The sequence below is a fragment of the Fimbriimonadaceae bacterium genome, assembly GCA_019638775.1.
Classification (GTDB): domain Bacteria; phylum Armatimonadota; class Fimbriimonadia; order Fimbriimonadales; family Fimbriimonadaceae; genus JAHBTD01.
The window spans coordinates 1034590-1057249 of the sequence record JAHBTD010000001.1 but is presented as its reverse complement, the minus strand read 5'-3'; the positions used below and the strand labels follow the sequence as shown (position 1 = coordinate 1057249).

General features: G+C 55.6%; 20 protein-coding genes. 8 read left to right on the top strand and 12 right to left on the bottom strand.

Annotation, left to right across the window (positions count from 1 at the left end; all coding sequences use genetic code 11):
* Positions 1-55: 55 nt before the first annotated feature.
* The 8 genes from KF784_04930 to KF784_04895 form a co-directional block, all read right to left on the bottom strand.
* On the bottom strand, positions 56-1267 hold the full coding sequence (locus KF784_04930; protein ID MBX3118388.1) for an ABC transporter permease: 1212 nt from the start codon (positions 1265-1267) through the stop codon (positions 56-58).
* Positions 1264-3015, bottom strand: a complete 1752-nt coding sequence (locus tag KF784_04925; GenBank protein ID MBX3118387.1) for an efflux RND transporter periplasmic adaptor subunit — start codon at positions 3013-3015, stop codon at positions 1264-1266. Before KF784_04925 ends, KF784_04930 begins: the two co-directional genes overlap by 4 nt.
* 3 nt (positions 3016-3018) lie before the next feature.
* Positions 3019-4293: a TolC family protein gene (locus tag KF784_04920; protein MBX3118386.1), complete on the bottom strand. Its 1275-nt coding sequence runs from the start codon at positions 4291-4293 to the stop codon at positions 3019-3021.
* A gap of 102 nt (positions 4294-4395) precedes the next feature.
* Positions 4396-5142 carry a hypothetical protein gene (locus tag KF784_04915; protein ID MBX3118385.1) on the bottom strand — a complete coding sequence of 249 codons (747 nt, stop codon included), beginning with the start codon at positions 5140-5142 and terminating at the stop codon, positions 4396-4398.
* Positions 5139-5327 (bottom strand): ubiquitin-like protein UBact, encoded by a 189-nt coding sequence (locus KF784_04910; GenBank protein ID MBX3118384.1) that lies wholly within the window; start codon positions 5325-5327, stop codon positions 5139-5141. Before KF784_04910 ends, KF784_04915 begins: the two co-directional genes overlap by 4 nt.
* A gap of 5 nt (positions 5328-5332) precedes the next feature.
* Positions 5333-6853, bottom strand: a complete 1521-nt coding sequence (locus KF784_04905; protein MBX3118383.1) for a proteasome accessory factor PafA2 family protein — start codon at positions 6851-6853, stop codon at positions 5333-5335.
* A complete protein-coding gene (locus tag KF784_04900; protein ID MBX3118382.1) occupies positions 6853-8163 on the bottom strand; it encodes a hypothetical protein in 1311 nt (436 codons plus the stop codon). Before KF784_04900 ends, KF784_04905 begins: the two co-directional genes overlap by 1 nt.
* 168 nt (positions 8164-8331) lie before the next feature.
* A complete protein-coding gene (locus KF784_04895) occupies positions 8332-9213 on the bottom strand; it encodes an HDOD domain-containing protein (protein ID MBX3118381.1) in 882 nt (293 codons plus the stop codon).
* 95 nt (positions 9214-9308) lie between these two features.
* On the opposite strand from KF784_04895, the gene KF784_04890 reads away from it, so the two are divergent.
* From KF784_04890 to KF784_04870, 5 genes are all read left to right on the top strand, one after another.
* Positions 9309-9857 carry a DUF177 domain-containing protein gene (locus KF784_04890; protein MBX3118380.1) on the top strand — a complete coding sequence of 183 codons (549 nt, stop codon included), beginning with the start codon at positions 9309-9311 and terminating at the stop codon, positions 9855-9857.
* Positions 9854-10852 (top strand): phosphate acyltransferase PlsX, encoded by a 999-nt coding sequence (gene plsX / locus KF784_04885; GenBank protein MBX3118379.1) that lies wholly within the window; start codon positions 9854-9856, stop codon positions 10850-10852. The genes KF784_04890 and plsX overlap by 4 nt, the downstream gene beginning before the upstream one ends.
* 17 nt (positions 10853-10869) lie before the next feature.
* Entirely contained in the window at positions 10870-11850 is a 981-nt protein-coding gene (locus KF784_04880; protein ID MBX3118378.1) for a ketoacyl-ACP synthase III, read from the top strand.
* A gap of 98 nt (positions 11851-11948) precedes the next feature.
* Complete coding sequence (gene metG, locus KF784_04875) at positions 11949-13964, top strand: methionine--tRNA ligase (GenBank protein ID MBX3118377.1); 2016 nt, start codon at positions 11949-11951, stop codon at positions 13962-13964.
* 242 nt (positions 13965-14206) lie between these two features.
* Positions 14207-14521: a hypothetical protein gene (locus tag KF784_04870; GenBank protein ID MBX3118376.1), complete on the top strand. Its 315-nt coding sequence runs from the start codon at positions 14207-14209 to the stop codon at positions 14519-14521.
* 26 nt (positions 14522-14547) lie between these two features.
* Here the strand turns inward: KF784_04870 and KF784_04865 are convergent, their stop codons facing one another.
* Positions 14548-15015, bottom strand: coding sequence for a hypothetical protein (locus KF784_04865; protein ID MBX3118375.1), 468 nt, complete (start codon positions 15013-15015; stop codon positions 14548-14550).
* 258 nt (positions 15016-15273) lie between these two features.
* Here KF784_04865 and KF784_04860 point away from each other — a divergent pair, with 258 nt between their 5' ends.
* Both KF784_04860 and KF784_04855 read left to right on the top strand, forming a co-directional pair.
* Entirely contained in the window at positions 15274-18477 is a 3204-nt protein-coding gene (locus KF784_04860; protein ID MBX3118374.1) for a PD40 domain-containing protein, read from the top strand.
* Positions 18478-18609: 132 nt separating this feature from the next.
* Complete coding sequence (locus KF784_04855) at positions 18610-19578, top strand: prolyl oligopeptidase family serine peptidase (GenBank protein ID MBX3118373.1); 969 nt, start codon at positions 18610-18612, stop codon at positions 19576-19578.
* Here KF784_04855 and KF784_04850 read toward each other — a convergent pair.
* Both KF784_04850 and KF784_04845 read right to left on the bottom strand, forming a co-directional pair.
* The gene (locus tag KF784_04850) at positions 19575-19988 is read right to left on the bottom strand and encodes a VOC family protein (protein ID MBX3118372.1); all 414 of its coding nucleotides are present in this window, start codon (positions 19986-19988) and stop codon (positions 19575-19577) included. The genes KF784_04855 and KF784_04850 overlap by 4 nt on opposite strands.
* A gap of 88 nt (positions 19989-20076) precedes the next feature.
* Positions 20077-20547: a helix-turn-helix transcriptional regulator gene (locus tag KF784_04845; protein MBX3118371.1), complete on the bottom strand. Its 471-nt coding sequence runs from the start codon at positions 20545-20547 to the stop codon at positions 20077-20079.
* Between the two features lie 110 nt (positions 20548-20657).
* Between KF784_04845 and KF784_04840 the strand changes: the two genes are divergently transcribed.
* Positions 20658-21347, top strand: a complete 690-nt coding sequence (locus KF784_04840; GenBank protein ID MBX3118370.1) for an HD domain-containing protein — start codon at positions 20658-20660, stop codon at positions 21345-21347.
* A 54-nt stretch (positions 21348-21401) separates the two neighbouring features.
* On the opposite strand, the gene KF784_04835 is transcribed toward KF784_04840, so the two are convergent.
* On the bottom strand, positions 21402-22652 hold the full coding sequence (locus KF784_04835) for a Glu/Leu/Phe/Val dehydrogenase (protein ID MBX3118369.1): 1251 nt from the start codon (positions 22650-22652) through the stop codon (positions 21402-21404).
* Between the last annotated feature and the right edge of the window lie 8 nt (positions 22653-22660).

The window sequence follows — 22660 nt, the reverse complement described above, 5'->3', positions numbered from 1 at the left end:
TCGGTTCTGCTCGCAATTTACGACTCACGACTCACAATTCACGACTCACGACCTTCTACTCATGCCTGAGAGCCTCGATAGGCTGGAGTGCGCTTGCGCGCATGGCAGGATAGAGGCCGAAGAAAAGGCCGACCATCGCCGAGAAGACAAAGGCCACGATCACCGACTGCATACTCACAATCGGAGGCACTTTCATCGCTCCTGCCACGAACTTCACGCCGAGCGATCCGAGAAGGATTCCGATGCTGCCACCGACCAAGCACATCACGATGGACTCAAAGAGGAATTGGCTCATGATGGTATGCCTCTTCGCCCCGATGGCTTTGCGCAGGCCGATTTCTCGCGTTCGCTCGGTGACGCTGACCAGCATGATGTTCATGATGCCGATGCCTCCCACAAGGAGTGAGACCGATGCAATGCCGGCAAGGAGATAGCTCAGCAAAGCCGTCTGCTGCTCAATCTGCTCGATCATCTCACCTTGGTTGAAGACTCGGAAAAGCGCCTCACCAGCAGCGTTTTTACGCGTGGCGTACAGGGTGTCCTCGATAGCGCCTTGTGTGTAGACCAGGATATCGCCGTTCTTGACCTGGACAGAGATCATGTCCAGGTAGGTCTTTCCCATGAGCCGTTCTTGAGCCGTTCGCAAGGGGATATAAATCTGATCGTCGGGATTCATGAAGCCCGATCCCCCCTTATAGGAGATCACACCAACGACCTCAAAATTCTGATTCTTAATCTTGATCGTCGCCCCGATGGCGTTCTCTCCACCGAACAGATTGTCGTAAACCATCCAGCCCAGAACTGCTTTGCGCTCCAAGAGGGTGTTGTCCTCAGCTGTGAACCATTTACCCTGATGCAATTTGACAGCATTGCGGATAACCGCCATCTGCGGCTCGACACCGTAAATGCTGGTTTGGGTGCTCTGACTTCCAAACTTGACCCGGTCGTTCGAGCGCACCGCCCCCGAGATCAGCTCAACCGTAGGGACGTTTTTCTTGATGGCGCGCACATCATCGTCGCTCAACCGGCCCGCATTGCCGATGCCAGAGCTTTGCCCACCCCGACGCCAGTCGGGAACGATGGTGATCATGTTCGAGCCCATAACGGCAAGGTTTTCGATCGCCTTGCTCTTGGTGCCCTCGCCAATTCCAATCATCGCGATAACGGACCCGACGCCGATCACAACGCCGAGCATCGTCAGGATAGAGCGCAGCTTGTTCGCGATAATGGCGCGCAGTGCGCTGTTCAAGCTGTCGCCAACGGTCATCGGTTTCCTCCGCCTCCACTGCCGCCCGTGCCTCCGGCGGTTGCCGCGCTGGTGCGTGTTCGATTGCCTCCGGGCCTACTGCCTCCACCGGCCAAGCCTCCGCCCTGCTGGGCCTCGACCATGCGTTCCTGAATCTCACGCAGCTCTCGCAGGTTGATCTCAGCGACAACGACCTCTTCACCCTCTTTCAGGCCTTCAAGAATCTCTACACCGTCGTTGCCGGTATCCCCAACCTTGACTTCCCGTCTTTCCGGCTTGAGCGGGTCTGTGCCCTTGACGCGCACAAAAGTCTTTCCGTCTTCACGGATAAGCGCCTGTCCAGGGATTCTCAAAATGTCCGGCTTGCTGAGCGTGATGAATTCGCAGGTCGCGTTCATGCCAGGCATGATCTCAATCTTGTAGCCGGGCTTGATCTCAACGCGGACCTTGATGGCGGTGATGTTCTGAGCGGTCAATGCCGCAGGGTTCACGCGGACGACTTCACCGTCAAGCGCGACACCCGGGAAAGCTTCCGTGAGGATGCGTACGCGCTGCCCGACCTTTACGGCGGAGATGTCAGCTTCATCAACAGCGCACTCGACAAAGAGCCGAGTTACGTCGCTGATCTGCACGATGCTCGTGCCCTGGGCGAACGTGCTGGTGCCCGGAGGGATGATCGTCCCCTCTTCCAAGTACTTGAGCGTGACAACGCCATCGCGAGGCGCCAAGACCGTTGTACTGTCGAGCTGGACTTTGGTGTTCTCCAGTTGAACTCGGCTTCGAACAGTGCCAGCTTTGGCAGCGCTGAGTTCGCTCGCACGGAGTTTATTGTTTGCGAGCGCGTCCTTGGCCTTCTGAATATTAATTTCAGCCGTTCTGACTGCTGTTTGGGCATCTTGTAGGCTTTTTAAGGCGATTGCGGTTTGGCTTCCGTTCGCCTTTGCCTCATCAAGCGAGGCTCCAGCGCGATCCCTCGCCAACTTGAGCCGGGTAGTTTCAGCTTCGATCTCTTTGTCGAGAGTAAGAAGCCTCTGTTCGGCGACGCTGAAGGTAGATTTTGCCCCTTCATACGTGGACTGCGAGCGCTCTACGACGGCCTTTGCCACATAGCCCAAGCTATAAAGTTCCTTCTGTCGTTCGAGGTCGGCAGTTGCTGCAGCCAAGTCGGCCTTCGCTCGATCATGAGTTCCCCGCACGTCTCGTCGGACTTGGGGGGCTGTGATGTTGATGTACTTGTCGTAATCCGACTTGGCTGAATCGAAAGCAGCTTGCGCAGAAGTGATATTTGCTTTGGTCAGCGTGGGTTGACGGTCTGCCTCAAGCTTGGCCCGGTCGTAGCGAATCTTGGCGGCAACCAATGCGTTCTCAGCATCTTTGACGGCAGTCTGGCTGTTCGCAATCTGAAGGTCGTAGCTGATAGCCGCTTGGTCGGCGCGTGCCTGAGCCGTTTCCACGTCTGCTGTGGCTTGATCGTAGGTGGCTTTGGTGTCGCGCGGGTCGATCTCGGCGATGAGATCCCCCATCTTCACCTTCGAGCCTTCATCAACGGCAAGCCGTACAATCGTGCCGCCGGCTTTGGATTTGACGTCGACCGTCGTGAGAGCAACGAGCTGCCCGGTCGAGCTAATTGAACGGACAAGCTCGGTTCGCTGAACCTTCTCGTATCGATATTCGATTTCGTCGTTGCCGGAGCCGCCCCTTAATAAGAAAAACCAGCCCAGGAAACCCAGGGCTGCAACTCCACCGATCCAATAAATGCCTTTTTTCATCCGCTATGGCAATTCACCTGGCAAAACTTCCCCTATCGCAAGTTTGAGGCGAATCTCCGAAATATAGTAGTCGTAAATCGCTTCGACGTAATTTGACTCAGCTGTCACTAAGCTTGTTTGCGCGGTCAGAACTGTGATCAAAGTCGTTCCTTCCGCACCAAGCGCCTGAGCTTTACTCGCAGCATCAAAGTTCACCTTTGAGGCTTCGAGAGCTTTCTTGGCTGCTTGAACCCTCAGTGTATCTTGCTGCAGTACTTTATACGCTGATTCGATCTCACTGCGCGTCAATCTTTCGGATTGGACGAGCGAACTCTGCTGCGATTGTAGGTTATAACTCGCTTCGTTAACCGCAGATTTTGAACTTCCTGCATCAAATAGAGGAATTGAAACCTGAAATACCAAAGCTTGATTGTCTAAGTTCTCACGTGAGAACTGCTTGGTGTAAGTGGCATCAACACTCCAGATCGCCAAACCGTCGCGCCGTGTTTGGGCAAGGGCGTACTTGGCAGCTTCGATGCTCTCCCTGCGTGCTGCAAGGTCAGGCCGCTGCTTCAACCCTAGTGCAATGACCTCAGAAAGCGGGGGTAGCTGATCAAACTCGGCGGGCTCATCGTAGCTTTGAAGAGCAGGGAGCTCGTCTGCATCGGTCCAGCCTATTGTTGCCTTCAAATCCGACTGACTTGTCGCTGTCCGATTCAGCGCAGAAAGGCGGTTTACCTCGGCGTTGGCGAGATCGGCCTCTGCCTGGAACTTATCTTTCTTGGGCAATTGCTCGTTCTCAATGAGTGCGATAGTTTGTGCAAGGATCTCGCGGGTGCGCACCACTTGTGAGTCGGCAACCCGCAATAGCTCTTGCGCCCGTAGGGCATCGAAGTATTGAGCATGTACACCAAACAGCGTGTCTCGAAGGGTTTGGAGCGCTGAGTATTCACGCGAGCGTTGGCTTCTAAGGCTCGACCGGTAGCTCGTATCCCGCGATCCGCTATCCCAAAGTCGCCATCTTGCGGTGACGCTCGACGTGCTTTCGTCACCTTTTGATAGACCATCGAAGGGGCCGGTGTTCACCTTATTGCGTGACCAGTCGTATCGAAAGTTTGGGGTGAGGGTCGGCCAGAATGCGGCCCATGCCTGCCGAGTGCGCTCTTTGGATGCTGCGGCATCCAGATAAGCTGCCTGAATAGTGCCGTTGCGGTTCTTCGCTAGTTGGATAACCTGCTCAAGCGTGAGAGTATCCCCCCCTTGAGAGAATCCAAGCGTCCCCAGGGCCAGAAAGGCCAAGATGAGCGTACTCCGAAAGGTCCTGTCACAGCGCATAGTGCTTTCAACAATACACCTGAAATTGTATTGACCTATGACCAACGGCGATGAAGTGGGCCAAACCTAGGACCGATTCAGGACTGTTGCCGACGCTTTTTGAAGCTGTTTTTCATCAACCGGACGAATTCCATCGACAGTCAAAGAAAAAGCGGCCGGCAGGATTTTACTAAAGCCACCCGTTGCGGAATCCAGGTCTGCGGCGATATCGAGCATAAGCAGACCGTCGGCAAGCACGTCGTCGAGCGGACGGGTTTCCCAAGGCTTCTTCGTGCGACCCAGAAACTCGAATACACCGCGTATCCTCTCCGAGCCAGAGCCAGCACAGGCATATTGAGCGTTCTGAAATCTTGCTCCGGCGACATCGAAGAAATGCATACTAAACCCACCGGTTTTTGCGTCATAGGCGGCGACGATCGGCAAGAACACACCAACGCCTTCCATCGCTGCGGACAGGTTTCCGGCGAGAGCCCTTGATATCTCCATCAGCTTGCCATCAAGCGACATCTCGCTTAGGACTGTCCGGCGGTAATACTTGAACGAGTGTTTGAGGAACCGGCTTACTTCAACTGACCGCGCAAACGATCCGCTGATGGCAAGGATCGTCGAGTCGTCTAAAGCGATGATTTTCTCGGCATGATCGAACATCACGAGGTTGCCAGCCGTGGCGCGACGGTCGGCGAGCATGAGCACACCGTCTTTGTGCCTCAACGCCAGCACCGTTGTCCCATGCGTCTCTCCAGCATTGGCGGGCATTCGTGAAGTGCTGAACCCAACGAGTTCGGCGAAAGTCTTGTGTTCGGCTTGAATCATTGTCCGGACCGCTGTCTATATTTTTTGGCCTGATCGGGGTCAACCTTGCGGAGGCGCTTGAGAAGCTCATTGTCGCCTCCCGGCTTGCGTATGTCCGGTTTGCCGGGGCCTCCATCGTCGCCAAGCTTGCGCTCGGGTTCGGGGGTGGCGGGCCTTCTAAGGCGGTCGTCGGCTTTGGTAAACATCGTTTCTATCCTCTCAGAGCTTGAATAAAGCTTACTACGTCTAAGCCTTGAAGTCGTTCCCGGCGGTAGGTTCTTGTTGGGTCGAGCTCGATTTCGATAGCCTTGCCATCAACCTCAAAGACAAGCGACCTCCACGATGCCGTCTTCAGATGAGCTTTGTGCTCTTTGACGGCGATGCCCCGTGGAACCGCTCGGCTAGTGTCAAGACGCCCGACAAAGAAGTCCTCCAAGCAGTCTTCAGCATCTCCAAGATCGTCGACTTGGCCCATCTCACGCAACGCAAAGTAAAGCCCTTCGTCCGGGTCGACGTTGTGATACTCAAGGTCGTAAGCCTGAAGGCTATGATCCCGCCAAGTGAGCCCTTCGGATTCGACAATCTGCTCAAGCATGACTTTTTTTGCCGCCCAATCCACTTCCTTCGCAAAAGCGCTGAAATCACTCCTGAGTTTGGATAGCTGCTGCCGCGCCATCGTGATGTCTCGGTATATCTCGGTCTCTGGCGTTTCGGGAATAGAGCTTGGGTGGCGTTGATCAGGGAGAGAAGGCAAGTCAAAGACAGCCTCGGCAGCCGAAAAGTAAGACTCGAAAACTTCGTAAGCCGTCGTCCATGACCCTGAATCCAGCTCAATTTTGAATTCAAAAGTCATATCCCGACTAATCCTTTTGAACGCATCCACCGGGTTCTTAAACTTCCATATTGGCGCTTCACCCACTATCGCAAGCTGTAAAGCCAGTTTCACCAGCCCAAGCTTCATGCTTGAACAATCTGGAGACATGTTCGCATCCCCACTAATCACATGTAGGCGTATCCACTTGTCGGGATCGGCGTGGGGTTCGTCGCGTGTGTTAAAGATCGGCCTTCGGTAGAGCGTCTCAGTGTTAAAAGGCTCCACGAAGAAGTCAGCCCGCTGGCTGATTTGATAGGGAACCCAATCGCCATGTTCGCTGCCGACCTTTCCTGCGCCGGTCAGAATCTGCCTCACCACAAGCATCGGCAGCACAGATTGGTAAATCTTCTCAAAGCCAAGAGACCGCGGCACGAGGAAGCTTTCATGGGTGCCGTACGATGCGCCATGAAAATCGGTGTTATTCTTATACACCTTGACCTCCCGCCCAACCTCCCGTTCAAAAACCTTGGCGGCGCGAAGGACGGTATATTGCCCAGCGTAATCGTGAAGCGCTGTCTCAAAGGATTCAAAGCACTCGGGAGTAGCGTATTCGGGGTGCCCGTGATCGTTATAGAAGCGCGCTCCGTTGGGCAGAATCCGGTCGGATCGGACTTCGTGATCGGACCCACGGCTCTTGCCGGTATCGAACTTGGCGTCTTCGGGGTCATACGCAAGTTGCCCTACCGTAAACCCTCGAAGGTCGGCGCGCGGAGACTCAAAACGGTAATCCCACGAAGCAAAATGCTCGCCCGGATAACTCCGGACGAGCATCATCGCGTCGTCTACCTGACTGTCGGCTCCTCTACCTTTGATCCATAGACCGTACTCGGTCTCGATCCCGGCGAGGATCCGCTCCATTACGGACGAACGACCAAGAACGTGCCGCTTGTACCAAAGGCCGCGGGCAGCGTTCCTGCGTTGAGCGCCCACGATCCGCTTCGGATGTCCGAGCTGCTGCCCGAACCGCCTGCACGGAAGTTCTTGGAAGTAACGTTCAGTTCAACCTCGTTGTCGGGAGCACCGTCGTCAACGTTCTCAATCGGCCATACGTTGATCTTGTTGGTTGCGTAGTTGACCTCACCGAAGTAGAAATCAACGATCTGACCAGCCAAGTTGCGAACGAAGAACATGACCTCTTGCTTATCACCATCTCGATGCTGCGGGAGCATCAGCATGATCACCGGCGCCGGGTTCAAGATAGCCGACTTGCCCAAGTTGTTGGGATCGTGCCACTCACGCCAGGTGCCCTGCTTCGATACGATGCGCTGAGTGTTGGTCAGATCACGCGGGTCGATCTGGCGGAGAGCGTAGGTGCCGTCTGTGTTTAGCGTAACGTTCGGGGGCGAGACAAGGCCCTCAAGCGGAGGATTCAACGGTACGAGAACTTCAAATGGGTTCGTACCGGCAACGATGTTGCCGCTCAGGGCAATGAAGTCACCGCTGAAGTACACGCGTGTTGCTGCCGAGGTGTCGCTCATTTCGGGCTTGTTGGTGACATTGCTGATGTCAAACCCAAAATAGTCGCTGAACGAACCGAGAATAATCCCCTCGTTGAGGTCGTTGTTCAGGTCTTGGAACAACTGATCGTCATAAACGATGTTGTCAAAATTATCAACGTTGAGAATCGCGTCGTCAAGCTGGATCGTGATGCCAGTTCGTCGGCCTGGGAAGGCGCGAAGGAACATCGGATACTGCTCAAACACCACGGGCTGACCTGCAGGGCCAGTCTTTTCGCGGTAGGTGCCGTTAGGATTCTCAATTCGGAGTCGATCAATCTCAAGACTGAACGTCTCAAAGTTTCGACCATTCAACAAGACCGAAAAGCCTGTCATCGGAACGTTAAGCCCGATCTGCTGAGACGAATATCCGTCTAGCTGAATCTGGAGAGCGGGGTTTAACTGTGTCTCGACGATGTCTCGGATGTCGTTGTATGTATTGTCGGAGACTAACAAGTGCCGAAAAACGCCGGTAATTGATCCCGGAGCTCGGCCTTGGCCTGTGTTATAGGTAACGTCGGCACGGCCTGGCACACTCAGCAACGTGGTGTTAACCGCCATTGTTGGTGGAAGGCCACCGCCTCCTCCACCACCGCCGTTACCGCCGCCTCCACCGCCGCAACCGGCGATAGCTAACGACGCAACTACGCATAGGAACGCTAACTTCCTCAAATTCCATTCACCTCTAGCGCAATACCTGAGCCCGGTCAGATGCGTGGCTACAGTATAGCAAGATTGAGTTCATTGTTCTGACGGTTTATAAAACCGCAAACGTTGGCACTTTAGACGATCCGAGGTGGAAAATGCTATATCTGAGCACGATTCTGTTCAGATTTGAACCTACGCGGCCTGATTTGAGATCGCTGAGGAGACTTGTGTAAAGCTTTCAACTTGTGTGCGAATAAGTTCGGCAATTCGGTCAGAATTGTGTTCGCCCACACCAACGCAGCGCAATCCAGTGGGTGCGAGCGCCGGTATCGTGTCGCTCAGTCCTGCGTCGAAGCCCATGGAATGACAGTGACGAACTGCAAGGCTGACGCAAAGCCCGACCGTCCGCTGGCCCGAAGGCTCAGCATCGTGCCAAACCATTCCATCCTGAATGTGAGCGGGCAAGTTACATGCTTCACCGATCACGGTTGCTGTTTCGTCGTGTGAATAGCCGTACGCTTTTTTCTCTGCATCGGCCAGATTTCCGTGAGACTCCTTCACAGCAGAAAGCAATCCTCGATAGCTCTGATTGTGGGTAACTCCCATGAGAATAACGCCAAGATGATGAAACAGACCCGCGCCAAAAGCTTCGATGGGCGGAAACCGGCAGGACCGTTCGGCAAAGATCTCGGAAGCAGTTGCGACCGCGACAGCTTGCTTGAAGACGGCAGATGAATCGAGCCCTGCTATCGGTGATAGAACCCGGATGACTTGGTGATAACAAACCGCAAGTGCGATGGCGGTAGCCTTGACGTCGCCAAGCTGTTCTGACTTTGCGTTGATAGATTCTTCACCGGGCACGAAAACGTCGAGCGCGGCCTTCAGGCTTGGGTGGATGGGATTGTCGGGGGCGATGAGCCGCTCCATGATGGATGCGCGTTGGGGCTCAACTTGAGCAAACATCACCGTGCGCCCGATTAATCCTTCGATCATCGGGTGTTGAGTCAGCTTCTTTGCGGTCAGCCAGACGGCTTGAACGCGTTCATGATCGCTATCAAGGCGTGAACCACTCATGGACACCACTACCTATCGGGTTATTCCGCCCTTTGGGTTACGGGTCTATCAGCATTTACGCAAGAATTCCAACAGGTACACTCGCCCGCACGCCAATGAAACGCGAGCACCTGCTCGATCTGAACGAGGTTCTCCAGCATCCTGGCAAGAAACTCTCGATCGAAATCTCAACCAATTTAGAAAACGATCCGGAGATCGAGCTCATGGAACCCATGCAAGGGTTTCTTGAGGCTGTGAGCACCGGAAACATCCTGTTGCTCACCGGCACATTCACGGCTAAGATCATCGCCGACTGCGCGCGCTGCAGCGGACCGATAGAAGTCCCCGTAGAGTTTGAAGTGGATGAGCAGTTCCCAGTTGTTGGCGTCCCCGCAAGCTATGGCATGAACGACTATGCCCGCGTGGACGAAGAGGAGGAGCCTTACAAGCTCTTCGTCGAGAATTCGCTTGACGTGCAAGCTCTCCTCCGACAAGACCTGATCGTCTCCGCACCCATGCAGCCGCTTTGCCAGTACGGCTGGGATGGTGATTGTCCGCAAGCTGCCAACTCCGGGCTGAAACCCTCGGCCGCCGAAGGCCGTCCCGAATTTAGCAAACTGCAAAGTCTGCTAAAAGGCGACGAGGAGGAAGGTAGCACGAAGTGAGTGCAAGTGGTCCGAGATACATCGCCCTTGATGCGATGGGTGGGGACCATGCCCCAGAGCAGATTGTGCTCGGGGCGATCCAAGCCGCTCCCTTGATGCGGCATCCGATCCTGCTTGTTGGGATTCCCGACCAGATTGAGAAGTTTCTCCCAACCCCCTGTCCGCCAAATATCTCGATTCATCCGGCATCGGAAGTCGTCGAGATGCACGAAAAACCCACGGAGGCCTTGCGCAAGAAGAAAGACTCTTCGATGGCGGTCGGGGCAAACTTGGTGAAGGAAGGGCAAGCGTCGGCCTTTGTTTCTGCGGGAAATACGGGCGCGGCAACGGCATCTTGTCTGCTCTCTTGGCGTCAGATGCATGGCTTTCACCGTCCTGCCATCGCCAGCACGATGCCCTGCCGGAAGGGAGGGTTTCTCCTGCTCGATGCTGGGGCAAGCCCAGATGTCGATCCTGAGCACCTCGTCGAATTTGCCCTCATGGGCCGAGCCTATGCCCAAACGATCATGGGCCGACCGGACCCAAAAGTCCACCTTCTGAACATCGGCGAAGAGGAGGGCAAAGGGAATGCCTTTGCCAAGCAGGCCTACAATTTGCTGCGAAAGCACGAGTGGTTCGCGGGAAACATCGAGGGTAAGGACATGTTCAAGTCCGAGTGCGATGTGGTGGTTTGTGACGCTTTCGTCGGCAATATCGTGCTCAAAACGGCGGAGGGTGTTGGCGAGCTCATCGAAGCGATGATGAAGGACGCTTTGCCCAACAGTCCTCTTGGACGACTTCCTTATCTGCCCCTCAAGGGTATCGTGAAAAAGCTCAGGGCGAAGACCGACTACGCCGAAGTAGGCGGTTCTCCATTGCTCGGTCTGAACGGCGTTTGCATCATCTGCCACGGACGGAGCAGCGCTAAAGCCATAAAGAATGCCCTGTTGCTCGCTCAAAAAGCGGTGGACAATGAACTTGTCGAAACGATGCGCGCAAGCGTGAAGAAGGACTAGGAGAGAAGCAGATGTCTATTCGTGCGGTAATCCGTGGTGTGGGGCATGCGGTGCCCCCCAAGGTCATGACCAATCACGATCTCGAGAAGATCGTGGATACCTCCGACGAATGGATCGTGCAGCGCACCGGAATCAAAGAGCGGCGCATCAGCGAACCTCACGAGACCTCCTCGACGCTTGGCACGACGGCAGCTCTTGAAGCCTTGGAGATGGCGGGTATCGACCCGATGGACATCGACCTGATCGCCTGCGGAACGGTCACCGGCGACATGATCTTTCCCTCCACTTCTTGTCTCATTCAGGAGAACATCGGAGCAAAGAACGCAGGCGCGTACGACATCGGTGCGGCTTGTGCTGGTTTTATCTATTCGCTTGCGACTGTCACCGGGATGATCGAGAGTGGCTCCGTCAAGCGCGCTCTTGTCGTTGGCGTGGATGTTCTAAGTAAGTACGTGGACTGGACAGACCGCTCGACCTGTGTCCTGTTTGGAGACGGTGGTGGAGCCGTGGTTCTCGAAGGTCAGGCGAACACAGACCACGGAGTGATCAAAACTGTGCTTCTCTCCGATGGATCTGGAGCGAAATCGATCACCTATGAAGCAGGTGGATCGCTATATCCGGTCGGCAAAGATTACAGCAAACAGGCCCGTGAGGCCATCTACATGGCGGGAGCAGAGGTTTATCGCTTTGCGGTCCACGCCATGGGCGACGCCTGTTGCCGAGCCTTGCACGAGGCTGGCCTGGAACCGGGAGATATCGATCTTTTTGTTCCCCACCAAGCGAACCTTCGGATTATCGACTCGGCGGCGAGCCGGTTGAATCTCCCTGATGAGAAGGTTTTTGTGAACGTGCACAAATACGGAAACACCAGCGGTGGCTCGATCCCGCTCGGGCTTTACGAGGCGCATCAAGAGGGTCGGCTCAAGTCGGGAATGGTTGTGATGACCGTTGGTTTTGGGGCTGGCTTGGTCTGGGGCGCGAATATTATTCGGTGGTAGTAGGCAGCCACCTATAGGACCTATTTGACCTATAAGTCTTATAGGTTCCTTCAACGCGCCGTGAGACCTGTCTTCCACCCCGGTAAAATTCACCTTCGATGTCGAAAAAGTACTACATCACCACGCCGATCTACTACGTGAACAGCGCCCCCCACATCGGCACCGCGCTGACCACCTTCGTCTGCGACGCCACACGCCGCTACCAGACGATGCGCGGCGAAGACGCATGGTTCGTTACCGGAACTGACGAAAATGCACTCAAGGTGATGGAAGCCGCCGAGAAGTCCGGCAAGCCGACGATGGAGTTCGTCGATGAGGTCAGCGGCAAGTTTGTCGAGTGCTGGAATGACATCAATATCGACTACGACGACTTTATCCGCACGACCGAGCCTCGTCACATCCAGGCTGTCCAGAAGTTCTTCGACACCCTGCGCGAAAACGGTTTCGTCTATCAGGACAAATATGAGGGCTGGTACGACGTCGGCTCCGAAACCTTCGTGCGCGAAGCCGATCTAGTGGACGGCAAGAGCCCAGACGGCAACGAGGTTCGATGGGTAACCGAGGAGAACTGGTTCTTCAAACTCAGCGCGTTTGAGCAGAAGCTCCTTGACCACATCGAGACCAACGAAGACTTCCTGCTCCCCTCGACCCGCCGCAACGAAGTCATCAGCTTTATCAAATCGGGGCTGCGCGATATGTGCATCACCCGCAAGAACCCAGGATGGGGCATCCCCGTGCCGGGCGATCCCGACAAGGTCATCTACGTCTGGTTCGATGCCCTCATCAACTACATCGCCGCAACCGGTTGGCCCAACCCCGGCTGGGAAGACCTGTGGCCTTGCGATGTGCACTGGATGGGCAAAGAGATTTACACCCGCTTCCATGCCACCCTTTGGCCTGCGATGCTCATGGGCGTCGGCTTGCCCCTGCCCAAGCACGTCATCGCCCACGGGTGGTTCACCTTTGGCGGCACAAAGATTAGCAAATCCAAAGGGAACATCATCGCCCCGATGGAGCTTGCCAGCCATCTTGTCGAGCGGTCGGGCTGTGCCAAAGAGGCAGCTGTCGATGGTGTGCGGTACTCGCTGGCAGCGTTCTTGCCCTACGAAGGCGACACGAATTACACGATCGAGGAGGTCGAGGGACGATTTAACTACGACCTTGCCAACGACCTTGGAAACGCCCTAAACCGAAGCCTTTCGATGGCTCATAAGTTTGTCGACGGTGTTGTGCCAGAGGCAGAGATTGATCCTGATGTCATGGAAGCTGTCCAGCTTGCGAAAGAGAATTATGCGGTCGCGATGATGGAGTTTCGCATCGACCGCACTTCGCAGATCGCTCTCGATTTGGTTAGGTTTCTGAATAAATACATTGACTCTTCGGCCCCTTGGGCGCTCGCGAAGAACAACGATCCTCGGCTTGGCACGGTTATCAGGTCCATGCTGTTCTGCTTGCGATCCGCCGAAGCCCTTTTCTGGCCGATCATGCCAACCGTTTCCGGCATGATCGCGGCCCAACTCGGCTGCCAGCCAGACTTTAACTGGGACAACATTGGCAATCCGGACACGCTCCCGGCTGGTACGAAGCTTGAACAGCCGCAGCCCATCTTCCCGCGTATCGACCTCAAAAAGCCGATCGAAGCCAAGCAAAACAGCGATCAGCCATCCGCAAGCGGCGATCAAAAGAAGAAAATGAACAACGAGAAATCAGAAAGCAACGATCAGGAATCGGCAAATCCAAAATCCAAAATCCAAAATCCAAAATCAGAGCCCACCAGCGCCCAAGATGAGCTCATCACCATCGACGACTTCGCCAAGGTCAAGCTTCGCGTTGCCCGCATCCTCGAAGCCGAACCGTTGGAAGGCACCGACAAGTTGCTCAAGCTCCAGGTCGTGATCGGGGAAGAGAAGCGCCAGGTTGTCGCCGGTATCCGCAAGAACTACGACCCGATGGACCTTATCGGCCGCCAAGTCGTTATCGTTTACAACCTCAAACCCGCCAAGCTGCGCGGAACCGAAAGCCAAGGCATGCTCCTGGCAGCCACAGATGAAGAGGGCGGCGCGATCCTCCTCCAACCCGACAAAGAAGCCCCCGAAGGCACGACAGTTCGATAAAGTCGTGAATCGTGATGCGTAAGTCGTGAGTTCCGAAGAACCGGTGGGCTGCGTAATCTTCGACATCCAAAGCTGCAAGTCGCTCCTGAGACTTCGCGCTGTTTCTCAAACGTTGCTCTCTATCACAACCGCCTCACTCGCGACGACTCACCAATCACGCCTCACGACTCCACGATTTGTCCACACCTGACGCTTTCTTTTTCATCCCTCCGTCCCTATCACAAGGAGGAATGGATTCCCCTATGGCAGAACTCGCAGGCAACTTGTGGGAATGGAATCTCGCAAAAGTCGTCGTCGTAGACGTATCCGATGATTATCAATACATGCTCGGACCCATGCCGTCCGAGTTTTATCCGGTTCTACGCGAAATCTGGCTTCCCCGGCATGGATTATCAAATGTTGTGCAATCCGACGACTTAGTCGGCGGCTACCTGTACGACTGGCATGAATGCCTTGACGAATCGCTGGGCGACTGGTACGTGGGTGTTGTGCGCCAGGAGCTAGCGAAGTCGTTGCTCGACGGCTTGATCAGAAAGGATAACTCCTCCTCCATCTAAGAAAAGGCCTGCATTCGCAGGCCTTCCTAATCCTCGATAGCCGGTGAGAATCGCACCATGGCGCGGTTGATCCATCTTCGGATCAGTTGCACGGCGTTGATCCCGGCAAGAACGGACGACCCCAAGGCGATCACAGACACAAAGCCGACCACAACCCATTCGGCGACGGTGTTTGATCCCACAAGGATCCACACGAGCAGGGCTCCGGCAAGGAGCGCAACGGCAAAGGCGAGGCTTGCCCTCGCAGCGAGTTCTTCGTTTGTTCGTACGATAACCGGATTAGATTCTACGATTTCAGCCCAAGAGCGCTTCACATTAGCCGCCAACCAATTCGCATAAGCCTCGGAGCATCCGCCGTGAATAAAGTGATCTGAGAGATCCCCATCGTGACCCTGAATGTGAAGCACAAAGGCCTCAAACGTAAGGGCTTCGATCAGTTGTCCCCCAATCTGCCGGTGTTCATCGATGAACTCATTAGGCGGCATGAGTTGCATAGCATTCGTATGATTGCACTATGTTTGCCCCATATGAGAAGCGATTTGAATAAAAACTCGCGGAACTACCAGTACAGTTTTTAGTTCAAGACTAAACCTTTTAAGCGTCGAAAGTCACATTCGAGAAATTTATCTGTGCATCTGGGAGTTGCTTTCGAACCTACGATGCGTAACGTAGATGGTCCCCAAGCCCGCCAATCCTGAGAGAATTGCGGTGATGGCTTCATAATGGGGACAACGTCTGTTAGGAGGAAGCACTTGATTGTAACCACATGCATTGCGGCAACGCTGCTCGCTGCACAAGGCAACTCGGTTGAGATGCGCTTGATGCGCTATCCCGACGTCCACGGCGACACGGTTGTCTTCGCTTATGGAGGCGACCTTTGGTCGTCGAACGTCGATGGGGGAATGGCGAGGCGTCTTACGTCTCATCCGGCTGAGGAGCTTCGCCCCAAAATCTCGCCCGACGGGAAGTCGGTCGCCTTTACCGCTGCTTACGACGGCAGCCCCGATATATACGTCATGCCCATCGAGGGAGGCGAGCCCAAAAGGCTGACCTACGAGCCAGGCAACGAATATGCGCTTGGATGGACGCCTGATGGCAAGTATGTCTCTTGCGCCAGCGCTTATGGCTCGGCATTTACGGCTCAGCTATGGCTAGTCAGCCCGAATGGCGGCATGCCCAAGCCCACCGCAATCAGCGAGGTCAACCAAGGCACGTGGATGGCGGATGGCACAACATTCGTCTATCATCGCCAACCAGTCAACATGCAGTGGTGGCGCATGTATCGAGGTGGACTTCACGGCTGGATCTCGTTCTACGACACCAAGAACAACAAGTATTGGGAACTGCCCCACGGCAAAGAGAACTCGTGGTTCCCGATGGCTGTCGGCAACTCGGTCTTCTTTATCAGCGACCGGAATCAGCGAACGGTAAACCTATTCCGTTACGACAACGATTCTAAGCGGACAACGCAGATCACAAACTACACGGACGCCGACATTCGTTGGCCTTCGAGCGACGGCAAGTCCATCGTTTTTGAGCGCGACGGGTTCGTATACCGCTATCAGATCGCGGGCGGAAAGATCGACAAGATCGCCCCGCGTGTGATCAGTGACCAAGTGTCGTCCCGACCAAGTCGTCAGAGCGTTGCCAGCAACATCACCGACATCTCGCTTTCTCCGAGTGGAAGCCGCATTGCAGTTTCGGCACGCGGCGAAGTCTTTAGCCTTCCCGCCAAGAATGGCGAGACGCGCAACATGACGGAAACGCCCAACGTTCGCGAAAAGCTCGTGGCGTGGTCGAACGACGGAAAGCAGATTGCTTACTTTAGTGACAAAACCGGCGAGTATCAGCTTTATGTACAACCCCAGATGGGTGGTGAAGCAGTTGCCCTGACCACGGACAAAGCGCTGTGGCCGCTCTCGTTGGACTGGTCGCCAGACGGTCGTTACCTGACCTTCACGACACGCACATACAGCCTTTATATGGTTGATGTTGCCGCGAAGAAGCTGACCCGAGTTGCGGAGAATCAGTTCTCAGGTCCAATCCCTTACGACTGGTCCCCGGATAGCAAGTGGATCGCAATGACCTATGCCGGCGATAATCAGTTCGGACGGGTCGCCCTTTACGAAGTGGCCACCGGTACGACAAAGGATGTAACCGACGGTTCTTTCAGCGATTCGCAGGCCGTGTTCGATACGACAGGCAAGTATCTATTCTTCATATCCGACAGAACGTTCACGCCGAGTTTTGGCACCTTCGAGTACAGCTTGAAGGTTAGTGACTCTTCTCGGATTTACGTCATTCCCCTTGCCAAGGACACGCCCAATCCTCTCACCCCAAGTGTAGATGAGGAGGGTGGCGGGCAGAAGCCTGCTGGCGGACAAGGCGGTCAACCAGGAGGCGGAGCTCCCGCGACTCCTGCCGTCAAGATCGACTGGGACGGCCTTGCTGACCGAGCGATCCCGCTGCCGATCGGCCCCGGGAATTATGGATTGGTTGCTGGACTTGCCGATGGCATTCTCTACGCCGGTGGTGGCTCGTTAAGCATGTTCGACTTCAAGTCGAAGAGCAGCCAGACAGTTCTCACAGGCCCGCTTGGCGCCCTATCGCTAAATGCTTCACGAACCAAGTTCGCATATGCGGGGCAGGGCGGCTTGTTCATCAACGACCTTCGACCGGGCGTCCAAGCCGGTCAGGGCCGTGTGAACACGAGTGGAATGGAAACGATCGTCGATCCTCGGGCCGAGTGGAAGCAGATGTACTGGGAAGCTTGGCGCTGGGAGCGTGATTTCTTCTACGACCCAACGCACGGCGGACAGGACTGGCTCGCGATCGGCAAGCGGTATGAGAAGTACCTGGACTCGGTGCAGAGTCAGGCCGACCTCGGCTATGTACTCGGCCTGCTCATCAGCGAGCTTCAAACCGGACACTCCTATATCCAAGGCTTCGGCTATTCCATCCCGAATCCGGTACCGACCGGGTTGCTGGGCGCAGACTACGAAGTCGTTGGCAACAACATTCGGATCAAGAAGATTCTGCGCGGGCAGAACTTCGACGAATCCACCCGAGCGCCGCTGACCGAACCGGGCGTCGATGTCCGTGAAGGCGATTACATCCTCGCCGTCAACGGCAAGCCGGTGACAGCCGCTGTCAACGTCAACTCGTTCCTTGTTGGCCAAGTGGGCAAAACGGTTGTCCTGACGGTCAACTCCACACCGACGATGGCAGGTGCACGCGAAGAGCGTGTGCGGCCCGTCTCAACCGAGGGGGCCTTGCGATACACCGACTGGGTGGAATCGCGAGCCAAGATGGTTGAGAAGCTGTCGGGCGGACGGATCGGCTATATGCACATTCCGAACACGAGCACCAACGGCGCGATTGGCCTTATCAAGGGCTTCTACAGCCAGGTTCATAAGGAGGCTGTCGTCGTTGACGAGCGCTTCAATGGCGGCGGATTCATCCAGCCTTGGTTCGTCGATACCCTTGCTCGCAAGATTCGTGCGGGCATCCACAGTCGATGGGGCACAAAGGAATGGTCCGATGCCGTGGCGATTGAGGGACCGAAGGCGATGCTGATCAATGGCTATGCCGGTTCGGGCGGAGACTTCTTCCCGTGGATGTTCCGGCAGTCGAAGCTCGGTCCGCTCATCGGGATGCGCACGTGGGGTGGCCTTGTCGGCATCAGCGGCGCGGTGCCGCTCATGGACGGCTCTGGCGTGACCGCGCCCGAGTTTGGCATCTACGACCGCGAAACCAAGACCTGGATCGCGGAAAACAAAGGTGTCGACCCCGACATCATGGTGGATGCAGATCCCTCCATGCTATCGATTGGGCGCGATCCTCAGCTTGAAAAAGCCGTGGAATATCTTCTTGACCAGCTTAAGAAGAATCCCGGCAAGAAGCTGAGCCCGCCTGACTTCAACAAGATTCCACCTCCCGGTGGCGGTCAGAAGTAGGTCGAGTCAAGAGAACAATAAGTAAGGCCCTGGCGAAGCCAGGGCCTCTTCTTCTTTGGTCACCTCGATAGAGACGGAATACTGGTCCCACCCCGGAACTCTCCTTGAGTCCCTTTGCGTCCTATCTTCGTGATGGCTTACCTACGATTTATTTCGTTGTTTCTGATCGCCCTTGCTTTACCAGCCTGCGCACAGAGATATGTCGCCAAGAAAGATCCCACAGAGCTTGGCATCCCCTTTGACCGTTACACGTGCCAAGACAAATTCGACCGAGCCATCACCTTCTATCTCTCAAAGCCCAAAGTGCAGGACAAGAGGCCTCTGATTCTATTTGTACAAGGGTCGGGCGGGCAGTCGGTATGGAGCAGGCGCGACGGAAGAATCAGTGGCGGCCTCCAGAACCTGCTTCTCAGTGCAGCCTCAGACGCAGCCCGTGTGCTGATCGTCGAAAAGCCAGGAATCGAGTTTTGCTATGAGCCCAAGCAGCCCGGCACCGCTGAAGGCTGTCCCAAGGAGTTCCTCGAAGAGCACACATTCGAGCGCTGGGCAGAGGCTAATGCGGCGGCTGTCAAAGCGTGCTTGGCGATGCCGGAAATCGACAAGACGAAGGTGTTGGCGAGTGGGCACTCCGAAGGCGGGATCGTTGCGGCGGGTGTTGCTGCCATCGTTCCTGAGGTCACCCACGCGGCTTCACTCGCGGGTGGTGGGCCGTCCCAACTCTTCGACATGATGCAGATCACGAACGCTGAGATTGCCATGAAGCAGTGGGAAGAGATTCAGAAAGACCCGATGAGCACCGAAAAGTTTGTTTGGGCTCATCCCCATCGCCGCTGGTCCACCTTCCTAGCCACCTCGCCTATTGAGCAATTGCTAAAATCAAAAGCCAAGATTCTGCTTGTCCAGGGCACCAAAGATCGCGCGGTCTGGCCCACGACCATCGACATCGCGGAGGCCGAACTGCTGAGCCACAATCGGGAAGTAAAGGCTGTCCGCCTCGAAAACGCCGATCATGGCTTCGCCCGTCCCGGCATGGAGCCAGCGGACGGGTTTCGCAACGTGTTCAGATTGATGCTGGAGTGGTTCCTGCCAAAGCCGGATTAGTCCTTGTGCTGGGTGAGGCTAAACCAGTTGCCGCTGTCGTCACGAAAAAGCGCTTCGATCCCGTAGAACTCCTCAGTTGGCGGCTTCATAAACTCCACTCCCTTGGCCTTGAGATCCTCATAGGTGGCGTGGATGTCGGAGGTGTTCCACACTCCGGCCCCCATCTTGCCCGCCTCAACCAACTCTCGAAGTTTCGCCGCAGATTCGGCATCGAATGCCGGTCCTGGGGCAATTGCCATGAGAACGATTTCGAGATCGGGCTGACCTGGCGCGGTGACGGTGATCCACCGAAAGTCGTCGCCCATCTTGGCGTCGGTCTTCACGGTAAATCCGAGCTTGTTCGTGTAGAAGTCGAGGGCTCGGTCTTGATCGAGCACAAAGATCGAAACGTGTGAAAGTCTTTGAATCATGGTTCTCTCCCGACCATTCGGAATGCAATGAGTATCGCAAATTGATGCGGCGCTTGGCTTCTCGAATCTTGCGGAATGACAGGAACGCTCAGATCACGGCCTCAGGCCGGGACAGCCCATTCATCGCCCGCACGCATCCAGGGATGCTCTTCAACTCCCACAATCCAGGGAAAGAAAACACACGTCGAAACTCGGTGGGCGGACACCCCATTTTCCGTGCGAAAAGCGTAGAGAACGATCCTAAGCTGCTGTAGCCGACCTCCAAGCAGACCTCGCTCACGGTCAGGTCACGACCCCGCAAAAGAGTCTGGGCATGCTCCAGGCGTAAGCGTGTCAGAAACTCCTGCGGACTCTCCCCAAACGCCCGTGTAAACAGCCTTTGATAGTGATAGGGCGAGAAGAATGCCTGCTCTGCGGCTTTGGCTAGGGTCATCGGTTCTGCAAAGTTCTCAGCCAAAAACTCGCGCGAAAGGAGCATCCGCCGAAACGTCTCCATGTCGAGGAGGTTTCGACGGTATACCAACGGCACGCTCGTATTCAGGCTTTCAAACGGCAACACCACCCCTATTTTAGTACAGCCGAGACTCTTGTCAAGGTGCAGAGCGAGCGCACAGACCTAACGCTCTGAACCCAGAGATGCTTTCAAGTGTTTCACAATAGGACAATTCGATGGAAACTATCATTTCCGGGACCTATCATCCGGTCTCTTACAAAGAGGTTAAGACCCACCCCAAGGTGATCGCACTGATCAACGGCGCCAACGAAGTCATGCGGGCGATGGGCTATACCGAACATGGGCACCGCCATGTGGGGATCGTCGCGGGCATCACGCGCAGCATCATGGTCGAGCTGAATGCACCGTCGCGCGAGGTTGAACTAGCCCAGATCGCCGCGTACCTTCACGATATCGGCAATGTCGTCAATCGTATCGGGCACCCGATGACCGGGGCAAACATTGCCTTCACGATCCTGAATGAAATGAATATGGACCCGGTCGAAGTCGCGCCGATCCTGGGAGCCATCGGCAATCACGAAGAGCTTGCCGGAGTGCCGGTGAATACGATGTCGGCCGCGCTGATCATTGCCGATAAGTCGGACGTCCACTTCAGCCGCGTCCAAAACCCGATCATCGAGTCGTTCGACATTCATGACCGGGTGAACTACGCTGTGCAGAAGAGCCACGTAAACATTGATTCCGAAAAGCTCACCATCGAGCTGGAACTGGAGATCGACACGAGTTACGCCAGCGTGATGGAGTACTTCGAGATCTTCCTCTCACGCATGGTGATGTGCCGGCGAGCGGCCGACACACTGGGCTATCGCTTCCGACTGATGGTCAACGGGACGCTGTTGGAGTAGCTATCAGCTATCTGCGACCCGATCGCCGATAGCTGATAGCCGATAGCCGATAGCTTATGGATAGATTCCGCGCATGACGGTCGCATCGGCGACGCGCTTCACACCAATGATCAGCGCTGCTGTGCGCATGTTCGTCTTGTGACGCATCATCGTGTCGTGCACGTGCGCATAGGATGCCCGCATGATCTTCTCAAGGTTCTTGTTGACGATGTCCTCTTCCCAGAAGAAGTTCTGCAGGTCCTGAACCCACTCGAAGTAGCTCACAACCACACCACCCGAGTTCGCCAAGATGTCCGGAACGACAAGGATGCCCTTGTCGGAAAGGATGTCGTCGGCTTCAGGAGTTGTCGGTCCGTTCGCACCCTCGGCGATGAGCTTGGCTTTGATGCGGTCGGCATTGTCGCCAGATATCTGCGCAGAGATCGCGCTGGGGAATAGCATGTCGCAGGGCAGTTCGAGGAGGTCCTCGTTCGAGACCGCTTCCGCCTCTTTGTACTCCTGAAGTCCGCCATCGCGGCCAGCAAAGCGGCGACAAAGCTCTCCTACGGGAAGACCCTTTGGATTATAGATGCCGCCTCGGGCATCGCTAACACCGACGACAATCGCGCCGCGCTCTTCGGCGATACGGGCGGCGATTGAGCCGACGTTGCCAAATCCCTGGACAACGAGCTTCGCGCCCTGGAAATCCATTCCAATGGTCTTTGCCGCCTCTTCTGCGGCAACGACTACGCCACGTCCGGTGGCTTCGACACGACCTTCGGAGCCGCCTAGTTCGAGTGGCTTACCGGTGACGACGCCTGGGGTGGTGTAGCCCTGGTGCATCGAGAACGTGTCCATGATCCAGGCCATGACCTGTGCATTGGTTCCGATATCGGGGGCGGGAATATCTCCGCGCTCGCTCACGACGATGTTTATTTCGGACGCAAAGCGCCGTGTGAGCTTTTCAAGCTCTCGCTTGGATAGTTTCTTGGTGTCCACCTTGACGGAGCCCTTTGCGCCGCCGTAAGGGATGTTGGCGACCGCGCACTTCCAGGTCATCCACATGGCCAAGGCTGTGGTTTCATCCACATCGACATCGGGGTGGAAGCGAATACCGCCCTTTGACGGCCCACGGCTAATGTTGTGCTGAACTCGGTAGCCCTCAAAACATTCCACTCGCCCATCGTCCATCACTACGGGGAAGTTGACGATGAGTTGCCGCTTCGGGCTCGCCAGCACTCGGTGGAGGCCGTCGTCGAGGTCGAGATATTTGGCGGCGATGGCAAGTTGTTGCCGCGCCATTTCAAAGACGTTGATTTTGCTCATGATTTTCG

What these genes read in the sequence shown, in the direction of transcription:
- KF784_04930 (MBX3118388.1), bottom strand. Translation starts at nt 1,267, where the DNA reads ATGACCGTTGGCGACAGCTTGAACAGCGCACTGCGCGCCATTATCGCG.
- KF784_04925 (MBX3118387.1), bottom strand. Translation starts at nt 3,015, where the DNA reads ATGAAAAAAGGCATTTATTGGATCGGTGGAGTTGCAGCCCTGGGTTTC.
- KF784_04915 (MBX3118385.1), bottom strand. Translation starts at nt 5,142, where the DNA reads ATGATTCAAGCCGAACACAAGACTTTCGCCGAACTCGTTGGGTTCAGC.
- KF784_04910 (MBX3118384.1), bottom strand. Translation starts at nt 5,327, where the DNA reads ATGTTTACCAAAGCCGACGACCGCCTTAGAAGGCCCGCCACCCCCGAA.
- KF784_04905 (MBX3118383.1), bottom strand. Translation starts at nt 6,853, where the DNA reads ATGGAGCGGATCCTCGCCGGGATCGAGACCGAGTACGGTCTATGGATC.
- KF784_04895 (MBX3118381.1), bottom strand. Translation starts at nt 9,213, where the DNA reads ATGAGTGGTTCACGCCTTGATAGCGATCATGAACGCGTTCAAGCCGTC.
- KF784_04890 (MBX3118380.1), top strand. Translation starts at nt 9,309, where the DNA reads ATGAAACGCGAGCACCTGCTCGATCTGAACGAGGTTCTCCAGCATCCT.
- metG (MBX3118377.1), top strand. Translation starts at nt 11,949, where the DNA reads ATGTCGAAAAAGTACTACATCACCACGCCGATCTACTACGTGAACAGC.
- KF784_04870 (MBX3118376.1), top strand. Translation starts at nt 14,207, where the DNA reads ATGGCAGAACTCGCAGGCAACTTGTGGGAATGGAATCTCGCAAAAGTC.
- KF784_04865 (MBX3118375.1), bottom strand. Translation starts at nt 15,015, where the DNA reads ATGCAACTCATGCCGCCTAATGAGTTCATCGATGAACACCGGCAGATT.
- KF784_04855 (MBX3118373.1), top strand. Translation starts at nt 18,610, where the DNA reads ATGGCTTACCTACGATTTATTTCGTTGTTTCTGATCGCCCTTGCTTTA.
- KF784_04850 (MBX3118372.1), bottom strand. Translation starts at nt 19,988, where the DNA reads ATGATTCAAAGACTTTCACACGTTTCGATCTTTGTGCTCGATCAAGAC.
- KF784_04840 (MBX3118370.1), top strand. Translation starts at nt 20,658, where the DNA reads ATGGAAACTATCATTTCCGGGACCTATCATCCGGTCTCTTACAAAGAG.
- KF784_04835 (MBX3118369.1), bottom strand. Translation starts at nt 22,652, where the DNA reads ATGAGCAAAATCAACGTCTTTGAAATGGCGCGGCAACAACTTGCCATC.